The sequence below is a fragment of the Flavobacterium sp. LC2016-13 genome, assembly GCF_009707955.1.
In the GTDB taxonomy this organism is placed as follows: Bacteria; Bacteroidota; Bacteroidia; order Flavobacteriales; family Flavobacteriaceae; genus Flavobacterium.
Genome location: NZ_WMDQ01000001.1, coordinates 814636 through 839124, shown reverse-complemented (window position 1 = coordinate 839124; position 24489 = coordinate 814636). Strand labels below are relative to the sequence as shown.

The 24489-nt window shown below is 32.4% G+C and carries 18 protein-coding genes; 7 read left to right on the top strand and 11 right to left on the bottom strand.

Annotated elements, in window-relative coordinates; translation table 11 throughout:
• Positions 1-1072: 1072 nt before the first annotated feature.
• The 3 genes from GKZ86_RS03665 to GKZ86_RS03655 all read right to left on the bottom strand — a co-directional run bounded on the left by GKZ86_RS03665 (position 1073) and on the right by GKZ86_RS03655 (position 6037).
• A complete protein-coding gene (locus tag GKZ86_RS03665) occupies positions 1073-3181 on the bottom strand; it encodes a prolyl oligopeptidase family protein (RefSeq protein ID WP_154781737.1) in 2109 nt (702 codons plus the stop codon).
• 134 nt (positions 3182-3315) lie between these two features.
• Positions 3316-5526 (bottom strand): TonB-dependent receptor, encoded by a 2211-nt coding sequence (locus GKZ86_RS03660; protein WP_154781736.1) that lies wholly within the window; start codon positions 5524-5526, stop codon positions 3316-3318.
• A gap of 157 nt (positions 5527-5683) precedes the next feature.
• The gene (locus GKZ86_RS03655) at positions 5684-6037 is read right to left on the bottom strand and encodes a hypothetical protein (RefSeq protein ID WP_154781735.1); all 354 of its coding nucleotides are present in this window, start codon (positions 6035-6037) and stop codon (positions 5684-5686) included.
• Positions 6038-6221: 184 nt separating this feature from the next.
• On the opposite strand from GKZ86_RS03655, the gene GKZ86_RS03650 reads away from it, so the two are divergent.
• Positions 6222-6956, top strand: coding sequence for a porin family protein (locus tag GKZ86_RS03650; protein ID WP_317173534.1), 735 nt, complete (start codon positions 6222-6224; stop codon positions 6954-6956).
• On the opposite strand, the gene GKZ86_RS03645 is transcribed toward GKZ86_RS03650, so the two are convergent.
• The gene (locus tag GKZ86_RS03645) at positions 6951-7556 is read right to left on the bottom strand and encodes a hypothetical protein (RefSeq protein ID WP_228526518.1); all 606 of its coding nucleotides are present in this window, start codon (positions 7554-7556) and stop codon (positions 6951-6953) included. The two genes, GKZ86_RS03650 and GKZ86_RS03645, sit on opposite strands and share 6 nt — an antisense overlap.
• Before the next feature lie 384 nt (positions 7557-7940).
• Here GKZ86_RS03645 and GKZ86_RS03640 point away from each other — a divergent pair, with 384 nt between their 5' ends.
• The 3 genes from GKZ86_RS03640 (at position 7941) to GKZ86_RS03630 (ending at position 12019) form a co-directional block, all read left to right on the top strand.
• Positions 7941-10409, top strand: a complete 2469-nt coding sequence (locus GKZ86_RS03640) for a bifunctional UDP-N-acetylmuramoyl-tripeptide:D-alanyl-D-alanine ligase/alanine racemase (RefSeq protein ID WP_154781734.1) — start codon at positions 7941-7943, stop codon at positions 10407-10409.
• Between the two features lie 68 nt (positions 10410-10477).
• On the top strand, positions 10478-10858 hold the full coding sequence (gene mscL / locus GKZ86_RS03635) for a large conductance mechanosensitive channel protein MscL (RefSeq protein ID WP_154781733.1): 381 nt from the start codon (positions 10478-10480) through the stop codon (positions 10856-10858).
• 171 nt (positions 10859-11029) lie between these two features.
• Positions 11030-12019, top strand: a complete 990-nt coding sequence (locus GKZ86_RS03630; RefSeq protein WP_154781732.1) for an aspartate-semialdehyde dehydrogenase — start codon at positions 11030-11032, stop codon at positions 12017-12019.
• A gap of 182 nt (positions 12020-12201) precedes the next feature.
• On the opposite strand, the gene GKZ86_RS03625 is transcribed toward GKZ86_RS03630, so the two are convergent.
• The 4 genes from GKZ86_RS03625 to GKZ86_RS03610 form a co-directional block, all read right to left on the bottom strand.
• Positions 12202-12519: a 2Fe-2S iron-sulfur cluster-binding protein gene (locus GKZ86_RS03625; RefSeq protein WP_154781731.1), complete on the bottom strand. Its 318-nt coding sequence runs from the start codon at positions 12517-12519 to the stop codon at positions 12202-12204.
• A gap of 59 nt (positions 12520-12578) precedes the next feature.
• On the bottom strand, positions 12579-13064 hold the full coding sequence (locus tag GKZ86_RS03620; protein ID WP_154781730.1) for a hypothetical protein: 486 nt from the start codon (positions 13062-13064) through the stop codon (positions 12579-12581).
• A gap of 215 nt (positions 13065-13279) precedes the next feature.
• Complete coding sequence (locus tag GKZ86_RS03615; protein WP_026982674.1) at positions 13280-13519, bottom strand: NifU family protein; 240 nt, start codon at positions 13517-13519, stop codon at positions 13280-13282.
• Positions 13520-13604: 85 nt separating this feature from the next.
• Positions 13605-14735, bottom strand: a complete 1131-nt coding sequence (locus GKZ86_RS03610) for an Mrp/NBP35 family ATP-binding protein (RefSeq protein WP_154781729.1) — start codon at positions 14733-14735, stop codon at positions 13605-13607.
• Positions 14736-15147: 412 nt separating this feature from the next.
• On the opposite strand from GKZ86_RS03610, the gene GKZ86_RS03605 reads away from it, so the two are divergent.
• Positions 15148-16773, top strand: a complete 1626-nt coding sequence (locus GKZ86_RS03605) for a murein L,D-transpeptidase (protein WP_154781728.1) — start codon at positions 15148-15150, stop codon at positions 16771-16773.
• A gap of 91 nt (positions 16774-16864) precedes the next feature.
• Here the strand turns inward: GKZ86_RS03605 and GKZ86_RS03600 are convergent, their stop codons facing one another.
• The 3 genes from GKZ86_RS03600 to GKZ86_RS03590 all read right to left on the bottom strand — a co-directional run bounded on the left by GKZ86_RS03600 (position 16865) and on the right by GKZ86_RS03590 (position 21489).
• Complete coding sequence (locus tag GKZ86_RS03600; protein WP_154781727.1) at positions 16865-19300, bottom strand: ABC transporter permease; 2436 nt, start codon at positions 19298-19300, stop codon at positions 16865-16867.
• Between the two features lie 129 nt (positions 19301-19429).
• Complete coding sequence (locus GKZ86_RS03595; protein ID WP_154781726.1) at positions 19430-20137, bottom strand: ABC transporter ATP-binding protein; 708 nt, start codon at positions 20135-20137, stop codon at positions 19430-19432.
• 107 nt (positions 20138-20244) lie between these two features.
• Complete coding sequence (locus GKZ86_RS03590; protein WP_154781725.1) at positions 20245-21489, bottom strand: efflux RND transporter periplasmic adaptor subunit; 1245 nt, start codon at positions 21487-21489, stop codon at positions 20245-20247.
• Between the two features lie 158 nt (positions 21490-21647).
• On the opposite strand from GKZ86_RS03590, the gene GKZ86_RS03585 reads away from it, so the two are divergent.
• Both GKZ86_RS03585 and GKZ86_RS03580 read left to right on the top strand, forming a co-directional pair.
• Positions 21648-23003, top strand: a complete 1356-nt coding sequence (locus GKZ86_RS03585; RefSeq protein WP_154781724.1) for a sigma-54 dependent transcriptional regulator — start codon at positions 21648-21650, stop codon at positions 23001-23003.
• A 140-nt stretch (positions 23004-23143) separates the two neighbouring features.
• Positions 23144-24469, top strand: a complete 1326-nt coding sequence (locus GKZ86_RS03580; RefSeq protein ID WP_154781723.1) for a PAS domain-containing sensor histidine kinase — start codon at positions 23144-23146, stop codon at positions 24467-24469.
• Positions 24470-24489 lie beyond the last annotated feature (20 nt).

The following is a 24489-nucleotide window of genomic DNA, read 5'->3' as shown; positions in this document are numbered from 1 at the left end:
TCACGAATTATTTTTTCTCGCAGATTTTGCAGATTCAGCAGATTCTGTGTGTAAAAAATCTATTTAATCTGCAAAATCTACGAGAGTAAATACTAAGTTAAATTAAAAAATATAGTCACGAATTATTTTTACGCAGATTTAAAAAGATTTGAGCAGATGCGCAAAGATTTTTTATTAATTAAATCAGCTTAGATCTGCCTAAATCTGAAGAATCTGCGTGAAACAAAAAAATATAGCCACGAATTATTTCTTCTAGTAGATTTTGCAGATTCAGCAGATTCTGTGTGTAAAAAATCTGTTTAATCCGCAAAATCTACGAGAGTAAATATTAAGTTAAATTAAAAAATATAGCCACGAATTATTTTCACGCAGATTTAAAAAGATGTGGGCAGATGCGCACAGATTTTTTATTAATTAAATCGGTTTAGATCTGCCTAAATCTGCAGGATCTGCGTGAAACAAAATATATAGTCACGAATTATTTTTTCTCGCAGATTTTGCAGATTCAGCAGATTCTGTGTGTAAAAAATCTATTTAATCTGCAAAATCTGCGAGAGTAAATACTAAGTTAAATTAAAAAATATAGTCACGAATTATTTTCACGCAGATTTAAAAAGATTTGAGCAGATGTGCACAGATTTTTTATTAATTAAATCAGCTTAGATCTGCTTAAATCTGCAGGATCTGCGTGATACAAAAAATATAGTCATGAATTATTTTTTCTCGCAGATTTTGCAGATTCTGTGTGTAAAAATCTATTTAATCTGCAAAATCTGCGAGAGTAAATACTAAGTTAAATTAAAAAATATAGCCACGAATTATTTTCACGCAGATTTAAAAAGATTTGAGTAGATGCGCACAGATTTTTATTAATTAAATCAGCTTAGATCAGCCTAAATCTGCAGGATCTGCGTGAAACAAAAATATATAGTCACGAATTATATTAATTAAATTCGTGCTAATTCGTGAAATTCGTGGCAAAAACAAATCATTTTAATCCTTTAATCTGTGGCAAAAAAAAAGCCACGAATTCATAAAAAAATCGTGGCTATTAAAAACTATAGACTAAAGTTTACTTTTTAGGCAAAGCCTTAAATCCCATATTATAAAGCGTGAACGCCTGAATATCGACACTTTCCTGAATCGTTGCCGCAACAGATTTTCCTGCTCCGTGTCCTGCTTTTACATCAATACGAATCAAAACTGGATTATCTCCCGTTTGTTTTTCTTGTAATTCAGCAGCAAACTTAAAACTATGTGCAGGAACAACACGATCGTCATGATCTCCAGTTGTTACCATTGTTGCAGGATAATGAACTCCTCTTTTTACATTCTGAACCGGAGAATATCCTTTTAGATATTCAAACATTTCTTTATTGTCCTGTGCCGTTCCGTAATCGTAAGCCCAACCTGCACCGGCTGTAAACGTATGATAACGCAACATATCCATAACACCAACGGCTGGCAAAGCTACTTTCATTAAATCAGGACGCTGCGTCATTGTTGCTCCAACCAACAAACCTCCATTAGATCCTCCGCGAATTGCTAAGAAATCAGATGAAGTATATTTTTGAGCTATTAAATATTCTGCAGCAGCGATAAAATCGTCAAACACATTTTGTTTGTGCAGTTTCGTTCCCGCATCATGCCATTTTTTTCCGTATTCTCCACCGCCTCTTAAGTTGGCAACGGCATAAACACCTCCGTTTTCCATCCAAACAGCATTCGAAATACTAAAAGCAGGCGTTAAACTAATATTGAATCCACCGTAACCGTAAAGAATCGTTGGGTTTTTACCGTTTAGTTTTAATCCTTTTTTATATGTGATAATCATCGGAATTTTTGTTCCGTCTTTTGAAGTGTAGAAAACTTGTTTCGATTCGTAATCTTCACTTTTAAAATCAACTTTTGGTTTTTGATATACTTCTGACTTACCTGATTCAGGATCAAAAGAAAAAATACTTCCCGGAGTTGTATAATTGGTAAAGCTGTAATACAATACTTTTTCATGCTTTTTTCCTCCAAATCCACCAGCAGTTCCTACGGCAGGAAGTTTGATTTCACGAACCAGTTTTCCGTTATAATCATATTGCAATACTAATGAAACAGCATCTTTGGTATAATTGGCAAAAAAGTATCCGGCACCGGTTGAAGGCGCTAAAACATTTTCAGTTTCCTTGATAAAATCTTTCCAGTTTTCAGGTTTTGGATTGCTGAAATCTACCGAAACAACACGTTTGTTTGGGGCATTAAGATCGGTTTCGATAAACAATTTAGTTCCCTCATTTTCTATAATAGAATTGTCACTGTTAAAATTGTCGACAATGGTAATAATTTCACTGTTTGGATTTGTTAGGTCTTTAATATATAGCTCATTTCCGTAAGTAGAATTCGCTGCTGTAATTACTAAATAGTGATTGTCTTCGGTAACATAACCACCAACATATCTTCTTTTTTGATCGGCACCAAAAATTACTCTATCTTCTTTTTGAGAAGTTCCCAATTTGTGGAAATACAATTTATGCTGATCTGTTTTTGCAGATAATTCGCTTCCTTTCGGTTTGTCATAACTAGAATAATAAAAACCTTCATTTCCTAACCATGAAACACCGCTAAATTTTACATCAACTAGAGTATCTTCAACCACTTTTTTAGATAAAGCATCAATGATAATTACTTTTCTCCAATCGCTTCCGCCTTCAGAAATCGAATAAGCTGCTTTATTTCCATCTTTAGAAAAATCTAAACCGCCAAGAGAAGTTGTTCCGTCTTTAGAGAAAGTATTCGGATCAAGAAAAACCTCTTCTTTGCCACTTTGATCTTTTCTGTAAATAACAGATTGATTTTGAAGTCCGTTGTTTTTAGAATAATAAGTAAATTTTCCTTCAATAGACGGAGCTCCTATTTTTTCATAATTCCACAGTTTTTCCATTCGTGTTTTAAGCGCTGAACGAAACGGAATTTTATCTAAATAACCATAAGTAACTTCGTTTTCAGCTTTTACCCAGGCACCGGTTTCAGCAGATTTGTCATCTTCAAGCCAACGATAAGGATCGCTTACTTTTGTATCAAAATATACATCGACAGTTTCACCTTTTTTAGTTTCCGGATACTGAATTTTAGTTTGCCCAAATGAAATTCCTGCAGTAGTAATAGCCATTATAAGAATTGTTTTTTTCATAATTTAAATTGTCGGTTATAACAAAAATAGCGCTTTTTGTACAAAAAAAATTAAACCATATCAGTTATATAAGTAAATGTAAGCAGGCTTAAATTAAATGAACTTATATAACTGATATGGTTTAAGAAAAAAAATTATATGGTGAAATTCACCCCTAAAACAATATTTCTTCCGATGTTAGGAATCCCGTCAGTTTTTAATCTTGAAAGATGCGCGATGTATGTTTTATCGAATAAATTGTTTCCGTTTAGATTTACATCAAAAGCAGTTTTACCTAGTTTTACTGTTCCTCCAAAACCTAAATTTACTAAAGTATAACCTTTAGAAGCTGTTTCGAAACCACTTACATTATCCTGGCTGAAAGTTGAAGATACATTCAATGAAGCAAAACCTTCGCTTAACCAGTTTTTGATGTTAAATTCTGTTCTAAGCGTATTATTCCAGTTATTGGCAGGAATTAAAGGCAAGTAATCATTGTTGTCTTTTTTACCCGTTACAGTTTCAAAACTAGTTTCAAAATGCAACCAGTCCAAAGGATGCGGATGAAAGTGGAATCCAACTTCACCACCATACAATTTTGCATTATCCTGAACATAAGCAAAAACATCATTATCATCACGGGTTTCTCCAGTTGGCGAAGTATAGATATAATTGTTTATGTGATTGTAAAATCCGTTTACGAAAAATTCAAAATGCGAATTTTTATATTCTAAATTCAAATCAGTCTGAACATTTTGTTCTGTTTTCAAATCGGCATTTCCAATTTCATAACGGTTTGTTCCTTCGTGAACACCATTTGATGTTAATTCTGCTAAATTTGGCGCTCTAAAACCAGTTGCCACATTCAATCGAAGCGTTAACGGTTCTGCAAGTTTCGTTTTATATCCCAAAGAAGCATTAAAACTATCAAACGATTTGTCTAAAGCCTGAAAATAACCTTCTTCACCTTCAGTTCCGTGTGCTATAGAAGTAATATTTCTATTGTCAAAACGCAATCCGGCTTGTAAAACACTGTTTCCCCATTCGTAATTTCCAGTTCCAAAAACACCAAAATCATTTGTAGTTGCATCCGGAATCAAATATTCTTCACCAGAATTAGTATTCGTTTGGTGCATTCCCTGAACCCCTAAAATGGTTTCAAATTTACCCAATTTAGGAAAATGATATTTTGCATTATAGTTAAAAGTATTCAGTCTCATGTGAAGCGAAGCATCGTTACTGTCTTCAAACTCACTTCTGTCATTGGCAATATATCCTAAATTAACATCTAATTTTGAATTCTCAAAAAAGATAACGTTGTTCAAACTCAATAAATGATTAAAAATTCCCTGTCTCGGAAATTGAGTGTCTTTGCTTGTAGATTGTTCTGCAATTCCATCGTCAGGCATTCCAAGATCTAATTTGTTGTAGTTATATCTTAAAACACTGGAAAAAGTCGAATTACTATAACCAATTCCGGTTTTAAAATCGGTTTCATTATAACGTGTATTTGTTACGCGTTCGCCATTATCGCCAATTTTGTAATCAGAATGTGTGTTGAAACTTCCGCGAGCCAAAAATTTCCAATTATCTGTAGAAGTTTTTAATCCAATTGATGAATTACTTCCTTGAGTATTCGAAAAATATTTTTGGCTGAAATTAGCTTTAAAAGTACCAGCATCAGCAAATTTTTCAGGATTAAAATATAAAACTCCACCAAGAGCATCAGAACCATATAATAAAGAAGCGGGACCTTTAATAACTTCAACACTTTCGATTCCGGCATCATTTAATCCTAAACCATGTTCATCTCCAAATTGTTGATTTTCGATACGAACGCCTTGAGAATAAACTAAAACTCGATTTCCGCTGAGTCCACGAATTACAGGTTTTCCGATAGAAGTTCCTGTTGAAATTTGCGAAACTCCGGGAATCGTAGCCAAACCTTCAATTAAAGTCGAAGTTCCTTTTTGCTGTAATGTTTTAATGCTTTCATGTTCTACTTTCATTACGTTTTGCGATTGCAATTTGTTGAAAGGAGTTGAAACCACAACTTCATCCATTTCAAAAATAGATTCAGAGATTACAACATCTAAAGTGTTTTCTTTTAATAATTTAGCAATAGTTTTGTTTTGTGTAGTATAACCAACAAAAGCAAAAGCAAGTCGTAAACTTCCGTTTGGAAGATTCTTAAATTCGTATTTTCCGTTTTCGTCAGTTGTTGTGCCTTTGTGTAATTCAGGAGCATAAACAGAAACACCCGGAACAGGTTTGTTTTCAAGATTTGTTACGGTTCCTGAAACAGAATTTTGAGCAGAAAGAATGCCCGAAAACCCTAAAATAAGGGCTATTATGATTTTTTTCATTTGAAAATGATGCTATAGTTAATTGGATTTTTTTTCTTTTTAGATAAAAAATTAAAATAACAGTAAAGCTTTCCGATCCTGAAACAATTCAAGATTGGGAAACCCAAAGTTTTTTTTCGATAAAAAGAGTTTGATTTTATTTCGAGTATTTCGAAATCTAAGAAACTAGAGCTGTGGGCGGGCCGCGTAATAAATAAGCACTTTCTGAAGTTGAAAAGACTTTTTCTGAAAGCGCGAAGAAATAAGGAATTTCTGTTTTGAAAATATGAAATTGAAAGTCAAATTCTTCAGGAACAATATAACTTCCAAAAGCAAAATGACATACATAACAAAGATCATAATTATGATGCTGGTGTGTTATTTCGCCACTAGGATCATTATAATTGTGATGACATTGTTTTTCTGAAAGCTGCTTTGCAATATGCTCATAACTGTGTATGGACTGAAACAATATTGAGAACAATACTGTCAGTGCCAAAGAAACACTTAATATGAGCTGCCTTTTTTTCATGCAGGACAAAGGTATAAAAGAGCAATGAATAATCGATTCGTTTTTTTGATTCTGTTGCCGATTTATTGAAAATTATTCAGTAAATGATTTTATTCTTCACGAAAAAGAGCATAATTAATCCTATCTTGAACTAGCATTATATTATATTTGTAAGTGAAATAAATCAACTCTAAAAAACGTTTACTTGAAAAACTCCTTAAAACCAAAACACAATATGCGATTCCTTTTTAGTTGTTTATTTTTAGTTTCTTTTTTTAGTGTTTTTTCTCAGGAAGATGTAAAACCAAAAGTAGAACCAGTTATAAAAATCGATTCTTTGTATCGTGAAGACCAGTTTTATTTCTCGGTTACCTATAATCTCTTATCCGCAATTCCGCAAGGACTTAGACAGGATAAGTTTTCTGTGGGACTTTCCGGCGGATTTCTTCGCGACATGCCCATCAATAAAAAAAGAACAGTTTCAATTGCTGCCGGTTTAGGATTAAGTTATCAGAACTTTTTTCAAAACCTTGGTGTTTCAAAAGATGGCAATGGAGCTTTGGTGTATGGTGTTAGCGATTATAATGAGATTGTTTCCAACAAATACCGTCAATATTTAGTAGATCTTCCTATTGAATTTAGATGGAGAAATTCTACTTATGAAAGTACTAAGTTTTGGAGAATTTATGCCGGAATTAAGTTAAGTTATGCTTTTTCGACTAAATCTACTTTAGATGACGGAGAAACTATTTATAAAGTCTCAAACAATCCGGATGTCAATAAGTTTCAATACGGACCTTATATTTCAACAGGTTATAATACCTGGAATGTTTATATGTATTACGGTTTAAACCCTTTGTTTAACAACGTAAAAACAGCTTCAGGATCTAGTCTTGATGTAAAAACAATGAATATTGGTTTGATATTTTATATTCTATAACCACAGATATAAAAATAGCAACTGAGGAAATATTCCGATAAAAGTACCAATTAGTAATTCGTTATTAGTGTGCGCTTCCATTACCAGGCGCGATGATGCTACAATTCCCGTTAATAAAATTAAAAAGGCTGCCCAATAAGGATTTTGCATTTGTAAATGAATATTTAAACCAATTACAAAAATCGCAAGTGAGCTAATGGCTAACATATGCAAGCTTGCTTTTATTTTAAAAAGTGAACAAACTAATGCTAAAATCGTACTGAACAAAGCTCCCAGAAAAAAGAAATGAAGTTCAGGATAACGCGATATTATAATACTTCGTTTTACCAATAATATATATAGAAAACATTGCAAAATAAGTGGAATTTTACGCTGCGAAGTTTCATGAACCATAACAGATTTTACGTGTCCAGTTGAGCGAAGCAATAAGAAAAACAAGATTGGAACTAAAATAGTAATAATCAGGATTTGAAATAAAACATAATATTTTTCCTGATTTGTAAAAATATCTCCCTTACAAAACAAATAAAATAAAGTAGCATACATCGAGATAAAAATCGGATGTAAAATATAAGAGAAAACAGGAAGGATTTTTTTCAAAATGCAGAAATTTGTGGTCTTTCAACAAATATAATAATTTTTTTTGCCATGAATTTCACAAATTTCCACTAAATTATTTTTTAATTTTTTGCCACAGATTAAAGGATTAAAAAGATTCTAATCTGTAATCCGAGGCAAACTTTTTTTAACACATAGAAACATAGTTTAGTTTGTATTGAAGAGGCGTTTCACTTGCATTAATTCACATAGCTATGTGTGGAAACTAGTTTCTTTTTTGCTCTTTTCACTAACAGCAAAAAACTATGTCTCTATGTGTTTAATATTTTTCACGAATTTCATTTAAAAATTCAAGTATTTAATTCCTGAAAATTTGTGAGATTCGTGGCAAACCTTTTTTTAAATTTGACAAAAGAAATTTTCTAAATGAGCATAAACCTAAAAAGCCTTATTTCAGTTCTCGACGCCAAATGGATTGGCTCTGAAACTGATATTTTTATCGATCATATTTCTATAGACAGCCGTTCATTGCAAAACGGATCCCAGACTTTATTTTTTGCTTTATCAGGCATAAATAATGATGCTCATTTGTATATTCCCGAACTTATAGAAAAAGGCGTTCAAAATTTTGTCGTGCAATATATACCGGATAATTACGAACAAAAGGCCAACTTTTTGGTTGTAAATGATTCACTAAAAGCGCTGCAGGAATTTGCGGGTTATTATCGTGATCTTTTCGGCTTTCCTATTATCGGATTGACCGGAAGTAACGGTAAAACGATTGTAAAAGAATGGCTCAATTTTTTACTGAGTCCCGATTATAATATTATCAGAAGTCCTAAAAGTTATAACTCTCAGGTTGGCGTTCCGTTGTCTGTAATTGCTATTAACGAAAAGCACAATTTGGGCATTTTCGAAGCCGGAATTTCTACGGTTAATGAAATGGTCAACCTCGAAAAAATCATTAAACCCAATATAGGAGTTTTAACCAATATTGGTTCTGCGCATGATGAAGGTTTTGAAAATTTAGAGCAAAAAATCAAAGAGAAATTACAGCTTTTCAAAAAATCAAAAATTATTATTTATCAAAAAAACGAACTTGTTGATCAGTGTTTCATTGATTTTTCTAAAGAGAATTATTTAGAAGAAAGAAAACTTTTTTCATGGAGTTTTTCAGATGAAACGGCTGATGTTTTTATTTTAAATAAAGAAACCAAAAACGATATAACCGTTATTAAATATGAATTTAATGACGAAGTTTTCAATTTAGAAATTCCGTTTCAGGATTCAGCTTCTATAGAAAATGCAATTTCATGTTTATTGGTTTTATTGTATTTTCAATATGATGCTGTAACAATTCAAAACCGTATGCAAATGTTGTATCCGGTAGAAATGCGTTTGGAAGTTAAAAACGGAATCAACAATTGCAGTATTATTGATGATAGTTACAGTTCTGATTTTCAATCGCTAAAAATTGCTTTAGACTTTTTGGAAAGCCAGAAAAAGAATGCTTCAAAAACGGTTATTTTATCTGATATTTTTCAAAGCGGATTTTCAAATGAAGAATTATATTCTAAAGTGGCACAGTTAATTACTGATAATAAAATAAACCGTGTTATAGGAATTGGTGCGACTATTTCTTCTTTTAAGGATAAATTCCCAAAAAGTATTATGTTTCAGAATACGGAAGAATTTATAGCCAATTTTGAAAGTTTAAACTTTGCCAATGAATCTATTTTGATAAAAGGGGCAAGATCATTTCAGTTTGAAGAAATCGTGACTTTGCTTGAAGAAAAAACGCATGAAACCATTCTTGAAATTAATCTGGATTCTATAAGTCATAACCTCAATTTCTTTAAATCGAAATTAGCCAACGATGTTAAAATCATGGTTATGGTAAAAGCTTTTGGTTATGGAAATGGCGGCTTAGAAATTGCAAAACTACTTGAACATCATAAAGTTGATTATTTAGGTGTGGCTTTCGCCGATGAAGGAATCTCACTTAAAAACGGCGGAATCAAATTGCCAATTATGGTTTTGAATCCTGAATCGACCAGTTTTGCTTCGATTATTCAATATCAGTTAGAGCCTGAAATTTATAGCATAAAAGGATTAAATGCTTTCTTGAAAATTGCCCGCGAAAAGAATTTAAAAGATTTTCCTATTCATATAAAATTAGATACCGGAATGCATCGATTGGGTTTTGAAGCCAATACAATTGATGAATTAATTGCGACTTTAAAAGGAAATTCAACCGTTCGTATTCAAAGTGTTTTATCGCATTTAGCGACAAGTGATGATATGAATCATTATGATTTTGTGATTTCTCAGATTAATTTATTCGAAAAATTATCTTCAAAATTAATATCAGAATTAAACATAAACCCAATTCGTCATATCTTGAACACATCCGGAATTAGCAATTTTCCTTCCGCACAATATAATATGGTACGTTTGGGAATTGGTTTATACGGAGTTTCAAATGATCCGTCAGAACAGAAATACCTGGAGAATGTGGGAACTTTAAAATCTATTATTTCTCAGGTTCGTACTATTCCCGCAGGAGATAGTGTGGGTTATGGCCGAAGATTTATGGCCGAAAAAGAAACTAAAATTGCTACAATTCCAATTGGTTATGCCGATGGAATTTCGAGATTATGGGGAAATGGAGTTGGTTATGTGATAATTAAAAACCAAAAAGCGCCCATTACCGGAAGTATTTGTATGGATATGTTAATGGTTGATGTCAGCAAAATTGATTGTAAAGAAGGTGATTCGGTTATTATTTTTGGAGAAAACCCAACCGTAACTGAAATTGCAAATGCATTGAAAACAATTCCGTATGAAATTCTGACCAGTATTTCGCAACGTGTAAAAAGGGTATTTTTTAGATAGTTGTAAGTAACTTTGGATAAAATTGTGTATTTTCGATATTCAAATAATATAAATTTAAATAAATAATTATGGGGATGTTATCGGAATTTAAGGAATTTGCAATGAAAGGCAACGTGGTCGATTTGGCTGTCGGTGTTATTATCGGAGCTGCTTTTGGTAAAATTGTAAGCTCATTAATCGAAGATGTAATTACGCCATTAATATTAAAACCAGCATTAGACGCAGCACATTTGGCCACTATTGACAAATTAGTTGCTTTTGGCGGCGTTAAATACGGTTTGTTTATTTCGGCTGTAATTAACTTTGTAATTGTGGCTTTTGTTTTGTTCTTAATTATTAAAGGAATAAACCATGCCAAAAAGAAAGAAGTTCCGGCACCAGCTGCTCCGGCAGGTCCTACGCAGGAAGAGCTTTTGATACAAATTAGAGATCTATTAAAAAATAAATAATATAATACCGCTACACTAAGTCTAACTTAACCGTTCTTTAAAGAGAGCGGTTTTTTTTGCTTTTGTTTGTTTTGTAACATTTTGTTATTTTTTGTGAATCGCCTTGTTTTGACTTTTATTATGTATACTTTTGCAGAGTAATTTAGATTAATTCATACTAAAAATATAAAAATGAGAATAGCGGTTGTAGGTGCCACTGGTATGGTTGGCGAGATAATGCTTAAAGTTTTAGCGGAAAGAAATTTCCCTGTAACAGAATTAATTCCTGTTGCATCTGAAAAATCAATAGGAAAAGAAATCGAATTTAAAGGTACTAAATATAAGGTTGTAGGATTACAAACAGCAGTTGATTTAAAAGCTGATATTGCAGTTTTTTCTGCCGGAGGAGATACATCACTAGAATGGGCTCCAAAATTTGCTGCAGCCGGAACAACGGTTATTGATAATTCTTCTGCATGGAGAATGGACCCGACAAAAAAATTGGTCGTTCCGGAAATCAATGCTTCGATATTAACTAAAGAAGATAAAATTATTGCAAACCCAAATTGCTCTACTATTCAAATGGTATTGGCATTGGCGCCTTTGCATGCAAAATATAACATTAAAAGAATTATTGTTTCTACTTACCAATCTATCACCGGAACTGGTGTAAAAGCTGTAAGACAATTAGAAAATGAGTATGCAGGAATTCAGGGGGAAATGGCCTATAAATATCCAATTCACAGAAATGCGATTCCACATTGCGATAGTTTTGAAGACAACGGATATACTAAAGAAGAAATGAAATTAGTTCGTGAAACTCAAAAAATTCTTGGTGATAATACCATTAGAGTTACAGCTACAGCGGTTCGTGTACCGGTTGTAGGCGGGCATAGCGAGGCAGTAAATGTTGAGTTTACAAATGATTTTGATGTAAATGAAGTTCGCGAAATTTTGCACAATACTGATGGAGTAGTAGTACAGGATAATTTAGATACCTTTACATATCCAATGCCATTATATGCAGAAGGTAAAAATGATGTTTTTGTTGGAAGAATCCGTCGTGACGAAAGCCAGCAAAACACTTTAAACATGTGGATTGTTGCTGATAACTTAAGAAAAGGAGCTGCAACAAACACGATTCAAATCGCTGAATATTTAATTGCAGCAGGTTTGGTATAATTAGAGATTAAAGAAAATTGTTATAAAGAAAAAACCGTAATTGCAGTGATGTAATTACGGTTTTTTTGTAAAAATGCATTCTTCTGATAACTATGAAACCCGACAGGTTTTAAATCCTGTCGAGTTTAGAAGTCTTAACAACAAAAAAGCGAGAACCTAAATTCTCGCTTTTTTTGATATTTTTAATATTCCGGAGCTAGTTCTAATTCTAATCCTTCTAATTCTGTTGTAATTGGAATCTGGCAGCCTAAACGACTGTTAGATTTAACATAAAACGCTTCCGAAAGCATAGCTTCTTCTTCATCTCCCATTTGCGGTAATGCAACATCATTAAGAACATAACACTGGCAAGAGGCACACATTGCCATTCCTCCACAGGTTCCTTCAACAGGAAGTTCGTATGCTTTGCATAACTCCATTATATTCATTGCCATATCAGTCGGAGCTTGTAACTCGTGTATAACTCCTTCTCGATCTTTAATCTTTATTAATACATCCATTTTAATTTTGGAATTTTTCTAATTTAGGATTTTATAACGTGAAAAAACCCTTATTTATATTAGCTAGGTTTTATGCTGAATGCATATTCTTTGTTGGTTTCATCTTTTGGACGCATTTTTACGCCAAGAATATTTCCGTTTTTTTCTAATATTACAACTATAGCAATAATTGAATAATAATCTCTGTCAGCTTGAAAAATTAACGTTCCTTCGTAAGTTGAATTTACTACACCTTGTTTGTCTGTAGTAACAGATACTTTTCTAGGATGTGAAAACTCTGCTGCGCTGTAAGTTGTTTTGTTTGCAAATTTAGCTTTTCCGTCGCAAAAGTCATATAAGAAATCGTAATTACCAATTCTTAAACTTCCTTCTTCTGCAGTAGGAATAGTAGAAAATACAATTTGTCCTGCATACTTAAAATCAGTCCATTCTTCTGACTCGTTTAGCCAGGCTTTGTCAACTACTAAAGTTTGAGGGCCGCTTTGTTGCGCATAATTAGCTGAAACAAAGAATAATAAAAAAAATAGAGCGTAAAAATTCTTCATATAATTCGAATTAAGGGGTTACGTCACAAATTTAATTTAAAAATGTAACAATCCTATGCGAAATCTCTTAAATCTTTAGATACTTTTTTATTAAAATCGCAAAAATCAGTCTTATTTTGAAGGTTTTCCTTAATATTTCGAAACCAAAATGATTAAAGGTCAATTATTCTTGTTAATTGATGAAATTGCAAAATCCAGAAAAAAGCTTAATGTGTTTACATGATGTTGACCACAGTTTCTATTTGTGGAGCATATTTTTTTATTGTTGTTTCAACTCCTGCTTTCAACGTCATTTGATTTACACTACAGCTAATGCATGCTCCTTCAAGACGAACTTTAACATGTTTGTCGTCGTCTATAGAAATAAGTGTAATGTCTCCTCCATCAGAATTTAAAAAAGGTCTGATTTCGTCAAGAGCCAATAATACGTTACTAGTTAATTCTTCTGTTGTCATAATTTAAATTGTTTGATTTTTAGATTACTAGACTTAAGATTTTCCGATTATTATAAACAATCGGAAAATCTAATGATCTAAAAATTTATTTTTTGCCTACTGCTGAACATCCTGCCATAGTTGTAATTTTAATGGCTTCTGTAGCTGGTAAACTATCGTTTCTGTTTACTGTTTCCTGTACAACGTTTCGAGTGATCTCTTCAAAAACAGTTTCTATTACAGACGCTGTTTGTAAAGCTGCAGGACGACCATAATCTCCTGCTTCACGAATAGATTGCACAATTGGTACTTCTCCTAAAAATGGAACATTTAAATCTTCAGCAAGGTTTTTTGCACCTTCTTGTCCAAAGATATAATACTTATTGTCAGGCAATTCTTCCGGTGTAAAGTACGCCATATTTTCAATAATACCCAAAACAGGTACATTAATATTATCCTGCATAAACATTGCAACCCCTTTTTTAGCATCTGCAAGAGCTACCGCTTGTGGCGTACTCACTACAACTGCACCCGTAATTGGCAATGATTGCATGATTGATAAATGAATATCTCCCGTTCCCGGAGGTAAATCGATTAACATAAAATCTAATTCTCCCCAATCTGCATCAAAAATCATTTGGTTTAATGCTTTTGAAGCCATTGGACCTCTCCAGATTACTGCCTGACTTGGAGCTGTAAAAAATCCGATTGAAAGAATTTTTATCTCGTAGCTTTCAACAGGTTTCATTTTTGATTTTCCGTCAACAGTAATCGAAATCGGTTTTTCGTTTTCAACATCAAACATAATTGGCATCGAAGGTCCGTAAATATCAGCGTCAAGAATACCAACAGAAAATCCCATTTTAGCTAATGTTACGGCTAAATTTGCTGTAACTGTAGATTTTCCAACTCCACCTTTACCGGAAGCAACGGCGATTATATTTTTAATTCCCGGAATAGCACGACCTTTAATTTCGTTTTTCTCAGGAGTTTCTACTTTAATGTTTACTTTAATTTTTGCTTCAGGTGATACTAATTCGTGAATTGTTTTTTTAATATCATCTTCAGCTCTTTTTTTTATGTGCATTGCAGGAGTATGCAGTACAAGATCTACTACAACTTCATCACCAAAAGTTATTACATTGGCAACAGCTCCACTCTCAACCATATTTTTTCCTTCTCCAGCTATGGTAATTGTTTCCAGAGCTTTAAGAATTTCTTTTCTGTCTAATTTCATTTTTATTGTCGTGTTTCAATTGATTGAAATGAATTTAAAAACTGTTTTTATTTAAACTGATTTCAGACTGCAAAGATAACAGATTCTATTCGGATTTTAACTTTTTTGGATTGGATTTGTTGATATTACAATTATTCAAAGTGATACTGCACAAATTTATTTTTTAGCTTTTATCTTAAAAAAAGCAAAGACGCTGGTTTCTATAGATAACTGATTAAGATTTTTACGCAATAAGTATGAATTTTCAGATAATTAATAAAATAATGTAGCGTAATCTTTTGTATCTTTGAATTACCCTAAATTTTTGATTTCTACTATTTTAAAAAATAGGCGAAAGCTTTTATTAAAGGGGTCTTTATGGTTTTTCGCTATTTTTTAAACGCTTTATTTTTAAAATTTAAACGATAAAATCATGCGAAATTCTACTTCCTTATTTTTAATTCTTGCAGCAGGTTTTTTACTTTCATCCTTCGATTTTAATGATCATGATAAGTTGCTGTTGAAAAATGGAATGTCTTTAACAGAAAATATTTGTCTTCCTGAAAAAGCAATCACCGAATTTTCTGTTGATAGTGTATCAATCATTACTTTTTTTAAAAAATATTCTAAACTAAAAAAATATCAAAAAGACGTTTTAGATCTCTACCGAAAAAGAGAACACCGAACCATTTGGTATGATGAGAAAAGTATTAGTGAATTTGGGCATTTGCTGTATGAAAAAGTAGACTTACTAAAAGAACAAGGTATTGAGAAAAAAATGCCTTATAAAGATGTGATTGATGAAGTTTTTAATGAAACAGCAACCGAAAAGCCATCTCAATTAGATACAGAGTTATTATTATCGAGCATGTATGTATTTTATGCAAGCAATGTTTTTTCGGGTGAAGATGCAGTAACATTAAAAAAAATTGGATGGTATTTACCCACCAAAAATATTTCATATTCAAGATTATTAGATTCGCTTATTGTTGATCCAAATCGTCTCAATAAAGATGAACATCTTTTATTTGAACAATATTACAAACTTCAGGAAGTATTAAAAAAATATCGGGAGATTGAAAAGAATAATTTATGGAAAAGAATTGATATCGACAGTGCAACGTATAAAGAATTGAAACCAATGGATAGCGCCGTTGTAATAAGTCAAATCAGACAACGCTTATTTGTTGTTGGAGATTTAAAACAAGATTCGAAGAGCAATAAATATGATGAGGAATTAATGGCCGGCGTATTAAATTATAAAAAAAGATACGGACTCAAATTGAATTACACCTGGACGAGAGAACAAATTAATCAAATGAACGAACCTATTGGCAACAGAATTAAAACTATAATGCTAAATATGGAGCGCTGCCGATGGATACCAACAAAATTGGCCTCTGCTAATGAATATGTTATGGTTAATATTCCTTCGTTTAGATTGATTTATGTTAAGAATGGCAAATATGAATTGGTTTCAGATGTTTTTGTTGGAACCAGAATGACTGAAACGGTAATTTTTAGCGGAATGATTGACAGAATTGTGTTTAGTCCTTATTGGAATGTTCCTCAAAGTATAATTGATAATGAATTAAAACTCAAAATGGCTGCAGATAAAAATTATCTGGAAGAGAATAATATGGAATGGAATGGCGGCCGCGTGAGACAAAAACCCGGACCGAAAAATTCGTTGGGATTGGTTAAATTTATGTTCCCGAATCCTAATGATATTTATTTGCATGATACGCCCGCTAAAAGCTTATTTGAGTTTGAAAAACGCACTTTTAGTCACGGATGTATTAATGTAAAAGAAGCTAAAAACCTTGCATTATCTATTTTAAAAGACAATCCTGACTGGCCTGTAGAAAAAATAAATCAGGCAATGAGCGGTGAAAAAGAAACAACCTGTATGCTCAAAAATAAAATACCCATCTATATTGGTTATTTTACCGCGTGGGTAAACGACGAAACTGGCGAAATTAGTTTTTTTCCGGATGTATATGAACGAGATAAACGTTTAGATAAATTGCTTTATTCAGATACTGTTGTAATGGAATAAAAGAGAAATTTACATCAATTTTAAATAAAAATACCCGCCAGTTCCAAAGCTTCGGAACTGGCGGGTATTTAAAAAAATGGTCTACAAGCTTTTATTCATATTTTAAATATTTCAAAATATCGATTTTGGTTACCTGATAAGCTTTGGCAGAAACAATTACTAAAGTCAATATTAATAAAGATATTAGAGCAACAGTAAACGGAACAGCTGAAACACCAATTCTAAAGGCGAAATTTTCAAGCCATTTCTGCAATAAAATATAAGCAGGCACAATTCCGATTGCGAAACCTATTAAACAAAAAAGTATATATTGTTTTGATAATTCTTTCAGCAAAACATCAGTTTCTGCGCCCAGCGTTTTTCTGATAGCGATTTCTTTCAATCGTCTTTCCATAGAAAATGAAGCCAGAGCAAACAACCCGAAAATGGCGATAATAATTACAACTAAGTTCAGAATAAAAAACAAATCCTTTTGTTTTACCTGTTCCTGATACGTTTTTGCAAATCCTTTGTTTACAAATTCATAATCAAAAGGATAATCCGGATTTACGTTTTTCTCCCAATATGTTTTAAGGTTAGCCAATGTTTGGGATAAATTATTTGGAGAAACTTTTAAATAAACATTATTAAAATTGTTCCATTTTAAAGTTTTAAGATTGATAAAAACCATTGGAGGAACATTGTCCTGAAGTCCCGTAATGTGAAAATCTTTTACAACACCAACGATTTTAAATTTTAAATTTTCTCCCCCTTCATCTCCCCAACCAGATGTTATAATTGTATTTATCGGATTTTTAAGATTTAAAGTTTTAACCAAAGTTTCATTCATCAACATACTACTAACCGTGTCTGATGCAAATTGTGGAGATAAATCGCGGCCCTGAACAATTTTAATTTTCATCATTTCAAGAAAACCAAAATCCATTTCAACATTTCTTGGCTGTACATGAATACTATTATGAGTAAATCCTGAACTCGAATTGGTACTGTTGCCAAAAGTTCCTGCGAAAGTAGATATTTCCTGAACCCCTGAAATTTTCTTGATTTCCTGTTTCATCGCAAGATATTTATCTGTTCTTTGCTTGCGTTCCGGATAATTAAAAGGAACTCTAATTACCTGATCGCCACTAAAACCAAGGTCTTTATTCATCATATAATCTACCTGCGAATTTACAATCAACGCACCAATGATAAAAAATGCAGCAATACCAAATTGAAAAATAAGCATCGAATTTCGAATCCAGATTCCGCTTTTACTTCTTGAGAAATTACCTTTTAAAACCTTTAAAGTTTCAAAATTTGAGATATAAATGGCAGGGAAAATACCCGCAAGAACGATTACTAATCCAAATATAAAAATAAGCTGCAGGTAAAATTCACTGCCATTCATAGTCAAAGTCTTCTTCAAAAAAGTATTATAATACGGCAAGGAAAGTTCAACAATTGCCAAAGCAAAAATTATAGCCAGAATAACAATTATAGCCGTTTCAAAAATAAATTGAGTAATAATTTGTCCTTTGCTCGCGCCTACTATTTTGCGGACACCAACTTCTTTAGCTCTTTTTATTGCCGATGCTGTTGCCAGATTAATATAATTTACCAATGATAAAACCAGGATCAAAATAGATAAGCCAACCATGATATAAAGCAATTGCAAGTTCCCTTTTCCTTCAGGAAAATTAATTCCCTGCGAAGATTTAGTTCCATGTAAACGGGCAGTTTCTAATTGATCGATTATAACCGTTGTTTCACCATTTTCCTTAACGAATTGTGCTACAGTCTGACCACTTTCTTTGGCATCTTTTAATGTTCTGTTGACAAAATTTACATTTTGCATTTTCTTTAAAAGAGCAACAGGATCAGTTCCCTTTTTGGCTTTAATCATAAGGCCATAATTAAAATTTCCCCAGCTCGTTTTATCGCCTTCACGCTGAATACCACCAAAAACGTAATTTGGTTCGATAGATGAAGGCCTCATTATATGATAAACCGACTTTACGGTATAAAACTTACTGCCATAATTAATTGATTTGCCAATAGGATCTTCATTCGGGAAAAGTAATTTAGCAGTTTCTTCAGATATGGCAACACTAGTATCTTCTTTCAGGATATTAGTTTTGGTTCCCTTTACAATTGGAAACGGAAAAACATCAAAAAAGCCATTATCAGCAACCGTAATCTTTTCGCCCATTATTTTTTTACTTCCGTATTTTATCGGGGCATTATCATACCAGGTATTGTTAAATAAACAAACAGATTCAATTTCAGGAATTGTGGCTTTGCAGGTTTCTGCAAAAGGTATTGAATTTGATGCCCAGGTGTTTCCGGTACCTCCAATTTTATTAAGAACCTGATATGTATTTTCCTTTTCAGGATTCCATTGGTCGTATGCATTTTCGTTATTCCAATATAAAATAGCGAAAATCACACCGGCAACACCAATGCTTAATCCCAAAACATTTAAAAACGAAAACAATTTGTTTTGCTTTAAATGATATATAAATATTTTAAACCAGTTAAAAATCATTTTGTAATTTTTTTAGTTATTTGATTTGTTTTGGTAAATCCAATTAAGGATTTAAATAATTGCCAATACTTTGCAAACGAATCCTATCAGAATTACAATCGCAGTTACAATAAATTTTATCATTTTGTTTTATTTAGCGTCCATAAAAACATCAACATTTCTCTGATTTAATCTCTCAGAAAATATAACACCATCTTTCATGTGAATCGTTTTTTGCGAAAACGAAGCATCGTAATCAGAGTGTGTAACCATCAAAATTGTGGCTCCTTTAGCGTGCAAATCAGTTAAAAGTTCCATCACTTCGTTACCATTTTTACTATCTAAATTTCCTGTTGGTTCATCGGCCAGAATAATTTTCGGATCGTTTACCAAAGCCCTTGCAACAGCAACACGTTGTTGTTGTCCTCCTGAAAGCTGTTGCGGAAAATGTTTTAATCGGTGTGAGATATTTAGTTTCTCGGCAATAGCTTCGATTTTTTGTTTTCTGTCTGATGCTTTTACGTTATTGTAAAGCAAAGGCAACTCAATATTATCATAAACAGAAAGCTCATCAATCAAATTAAAATTCTGAAAAATGAATCCGATATTTTCTTTACGAACCTTAGCTCTTCCTTTTTCTTTTAAACCAATCATTTCCTGATCTAGCAGTTTATAACTCCCGTCAGAAGCACTGTCTAAAAGACCAATAATATTTAATAAAGTAGATTTTCCACAACCAGAAGGTCCCATGATCGTTAAAAAATCACCCTTTTTAATTTCTAAAGAAACCCCGCTCAAAGCTGATGTTTCTACTTCTTCGGTTCTGAAAACTTTGGTTAAATTTTGAATCGTTATCATATTTTTTAAGGTTTTAATTGTTGTTAATTATGTTTTTTGATTGATGATTGAAACTTTGTAATTGTTAATTGTAAATGATTAATTGTTAGTTACAGAACTGAAAACTGTTACTGCGAACTAATAGAAAGCTCCTCAATATCCTTATAATCAGAATACGATGACGTTATCACAGATTCTCCTTCTTTTAATCCCTCTAAAACTTCATAATATGAAGGATTTTCGCGACCTAATTTTATATTCCTTCTTTCTGCTTTATTTCCTTTTACAACAAAAATCCATTTGCCTGCCGTTTCCTGATTAAAACTACCTTTTGAAACTACAAGCGTTTTGTTTTTCTCCGATAAAATCAGCTTCACACCAAAACTAAGACCATCCTGCAAAGTGATATTTTCTTTAGAAGTAAAAGCCAGTTCTACAATAAAATGACCGCTTTTTACCTCCGGAATTACTTTTGTAACTAAAACTTCAAGCGCTTTTCCTTTAAATTCGACTTGGCCTTTTAAACCTTCTCTGATTTTTTCCAGATAAAATTCATCCACTTCAGCGACAAGTTTATAACCTTGTTTCGAGTCAATTTTTCCGATGCTTTCTCCTGCCTGAAATGTTTTTCCCAAAACAGGTTCAAATGAAGTTAATCGGCCAGATTCAGGAGCAGTAATTAAAAAGTTCTTTTTATTATTTCTTAAAATATCCAAACTCATTTCCATCGTCTGAATAGAACGGTTGATTTGAGAAATTTGCAATTGATTAGATTGTTTTTCCTTTTGAATACTTTGCTGAATCGTTTTTTTGCGTTCTTCCTGAAAACGTAAACCTTCTTTAAACGTATTCCAGTCATTTTTCGAAATCACATCTTTAGCAAATAATTTCGAGTTCATATCGTACAACCTTTTTGCATCATTGTAATCATGTTCGATCAACACAAAATCTTTCGTTAAGCTCAATTCCTGATTTCTGATATTCAGTTTTCCCGTATTCAAATTATTAATTTGCTCAATAATGGCCGTTTCCTGAGTTAGATAATTTAGTTCAGTATTTGGATTGTATAAACGTGCCAGCGATTGCCCTTTAGTAACCATAGCACCATTTTCTACAAAAATCTCTTTTACAGATCCTCCTTCGGTAACGTTTACAAGCATTACATTCAATGGTTCAACTTTGGCCTGAAAAACCACGAAATCTTCAAAGAAATCTTTTTCGATTTTTTGAACGGTTATTTCTTCCGCTTTTACATTTAAACTTCTTTTAGTGTTAAAAGAAATAAAGATGATCACAGCCAAAACTAAAAAAGCTCCAATTGCTATTGTCAGATACCTAAATTTTCTATTTTTACGAGGAATTACCTTGTCCATTTTTTAAATAATTTACTGATAACCAATAGGTAAATACTGTGCCACAAAATTTATTATTTGTAAAGCATTGATTTTAAAGAAGCTTTTAAAACCATTCAAAAAAAGGAGTGTTCGATAATGAACAGTTGATCGTTCAAAATCGGACAAAAATAAATACCATGCGAAAAAAACAAGCCCAAATATTGATTGTTGACGATCAGGAAGAAATTCTTTTTTCGGCAAAAATGATTCTCAAAAAACATTTTGAAACCATTTTTACAACAAACAGTCCAAAAAAGATTATTTCTATTTTGAATGAAAATGAAATAAATGTGGTTTTGTTAGACATGAATTACCGAATTGGATTTGAAGACGGACGCGAAGGAATTCACTGGCTCAAAGAAATAAAAACACTTTCGCCACAAACCGTTGTGATTTTAATGACTGCTTTTGGCAAAATTGATACCGCTGTAGAAGGTATAAAAATTGGTGCTTTTGATTATGTTTTGAAACCGTGGCATAACGAAAAATTGCTCGAAACCATTGAAAAGGCTGTTGCCGAAAGTAGAAAAAATAGCAAAAAAAGTAAAGATGAAAAAATAGAAAAGCGCTATTTTGTTGGAACTTCTGCCAAAATAAAACAAGCCTATTCTATTGCCGAAAAAGTAGCAAAAACCGATGCGAATGTTTTAATTTTAGGTGAAAACGGAACAGGAAAATATGTTTTTGCCGAATTTATTCATCAAAATTCAGCAAGAAAAAAAGAACCTTTTGTTCATGTAGATTTAGGTTCTTTAAGCGATAATTTATTCGAAAGTGAACTTTTTGGTTATGCAAAAGGTGCTTTTACAGATGCTAAAACAGATACGCCCGGAAGATTTGAAACTGCCTCAAACGGAACTATTTTTCTTGATGAAATAGGAAATATTCCGTTGCATTTACAAGCCAAATTATTACATGTTTTACAAACCAAAACTGTTACTCGTTTAGGCGAAAGCAAACCAAGACCTTTAAATGTCAGAATAATTTCGGCGACAAACAGCGATATTAAAGCTGAGGTAAAAAACAAAACCTTTCGCGAAGATTTACTGTATCGAATTAATACAATGGAAATTAATTTGCCGTCTTTGCGCGAACGAAAAGATGATATTGTACCAATGGCGCATTTTATTCTTGATCAGATTGCAGAAAAATACAATCATGGTCCCGAAGCTTCGGGATGGCGTTTTGATGAAAACGTTTCGACTTATTTAGAAAAATATCCGTGGAAAGGGAATATCCGTGAAATGGAAAATAAGATCGAACGCGCTCTAATTTTAGCCGATAATAATACAATTTCTGTAAACGATTTGGATATTCTTGATTTTGAAGAAATTCAGGAAAACGATGATAATCCGTTATCTGAAATGGAAAAAAGTGCCATCGAAAAAGCATTGCTCAAACACCACGGAAATATCAGTAAAACTGCCGAAGAATTAGGTTTGTCAAGAGCAGCTTTATACCGAAGAATTGAAAAATACGATTTGAAAAACTGAGAATAAAGAATAAAGAATAAAGAACAAAGAATAAAGAATAAAGATTTTTTTATCTGCTAAATCTGCCGAATCTGCGAGAGATTAAAATTTTAAGACAAAGCCCAAAATCACTTTAATCTGTGGCTAATAAAATTATAATAATGAAAAACTGGAAGTTCTATAACGCCTTGTTCGTGAGAGTTTTGTTTGTAATGATTCTCTTTTTCTTTTGCGTTTTTCTGATTTACAAAATGTTTTATTACAACGCATTTTTAGTTGGATTTTTTGCCATTATCATGTTGGCAGAAATGTATTTTTATGTCCAAAACAGAGTGCTTTTTTACGACAGAACATTAATGTCGATGTTACAAAATGATTTTTCGACCAATTTTCCTGAGGAGAATAGAAAAGATAATTTTAAAACGCTGTATCTTTTATATGAAACACTAAAAGAGCAACAACAAGAAAAAACCTCAAAAGAAGTGGTTTATCAATCTATTTTGAACAGTATTGATACAGGAACTCTAATATTGGAAAAAGAAAATGAAGAATGGAATATTTTTTTGATGAACGATTGTTTTTCAGACTTGTTTAAAGTGCCAAAAGTCAGTCATTGGAAATATCTTAAAAATTACCTTCCATCGCTTTGTAATGAAATTGAAAGCCTTGGTTTTACCGAATTAAAATCGGCTATTTCTATAAAAATAGAAGAACAGGATTTGCAGACTTTTATGTTGCAAACATCGCTAACCAAAACCTACAATAAAGAATATTTTATCATTTTATTAGATAGTATTCAGCGTGTTATTGAAAAGAAAGAAAAAGAAGCTTGGATAAATCTGATGAAAATTATCTCGCATGAATTGATGAATTCATTAACACCAATTCGGGCGCTTTCGCAGAATTTACTTCAAATTGTAGATCAGGAAGAACTCGAAAAAGACGATTTTGAAGACATTAAAAGCAGTATTTCGACCATTATAAACAGAAGTGATCATTTGCAGGTTTTTGTCGAGAATTACCGAAAACTGGCCATGCTGCCAACACCAAACAAACAAATGACGCCTATAAATGCGCTTTTTGATGATTGTCTCCGAATCATGAATCCGATTTTGAAATCTGAGAATATTCAGTTGGTTAACGAAATCAATAGTCCGCGTTCGATTTTGATTGATAAAAACCAAATGGAACAAGTGATTATCAATTTGATTACAAATAGTATTTATGCCTTAAAAGACAAAGCAGAAAAGAAAATGTTTCTGTCGAGTTATACCGAAAACAATCGTTTTTTCATCATAATTTCAGACAACGGAAAAGGAATCGATCCTGAAATAAGAGACAAAGTATTTCTTCCGTTTTTTACCACCAGAAAAGATGGCGCCGGAATTGGCCTGACACTTTCTAAGAATATTATAGAAGCACACGGCGGTTATTTAAGCTACCAAACCGATGAAGAAAAAACCGACTTTGTGATTTGCTTAATTTGATTTTTTCATCTCAATTCCTG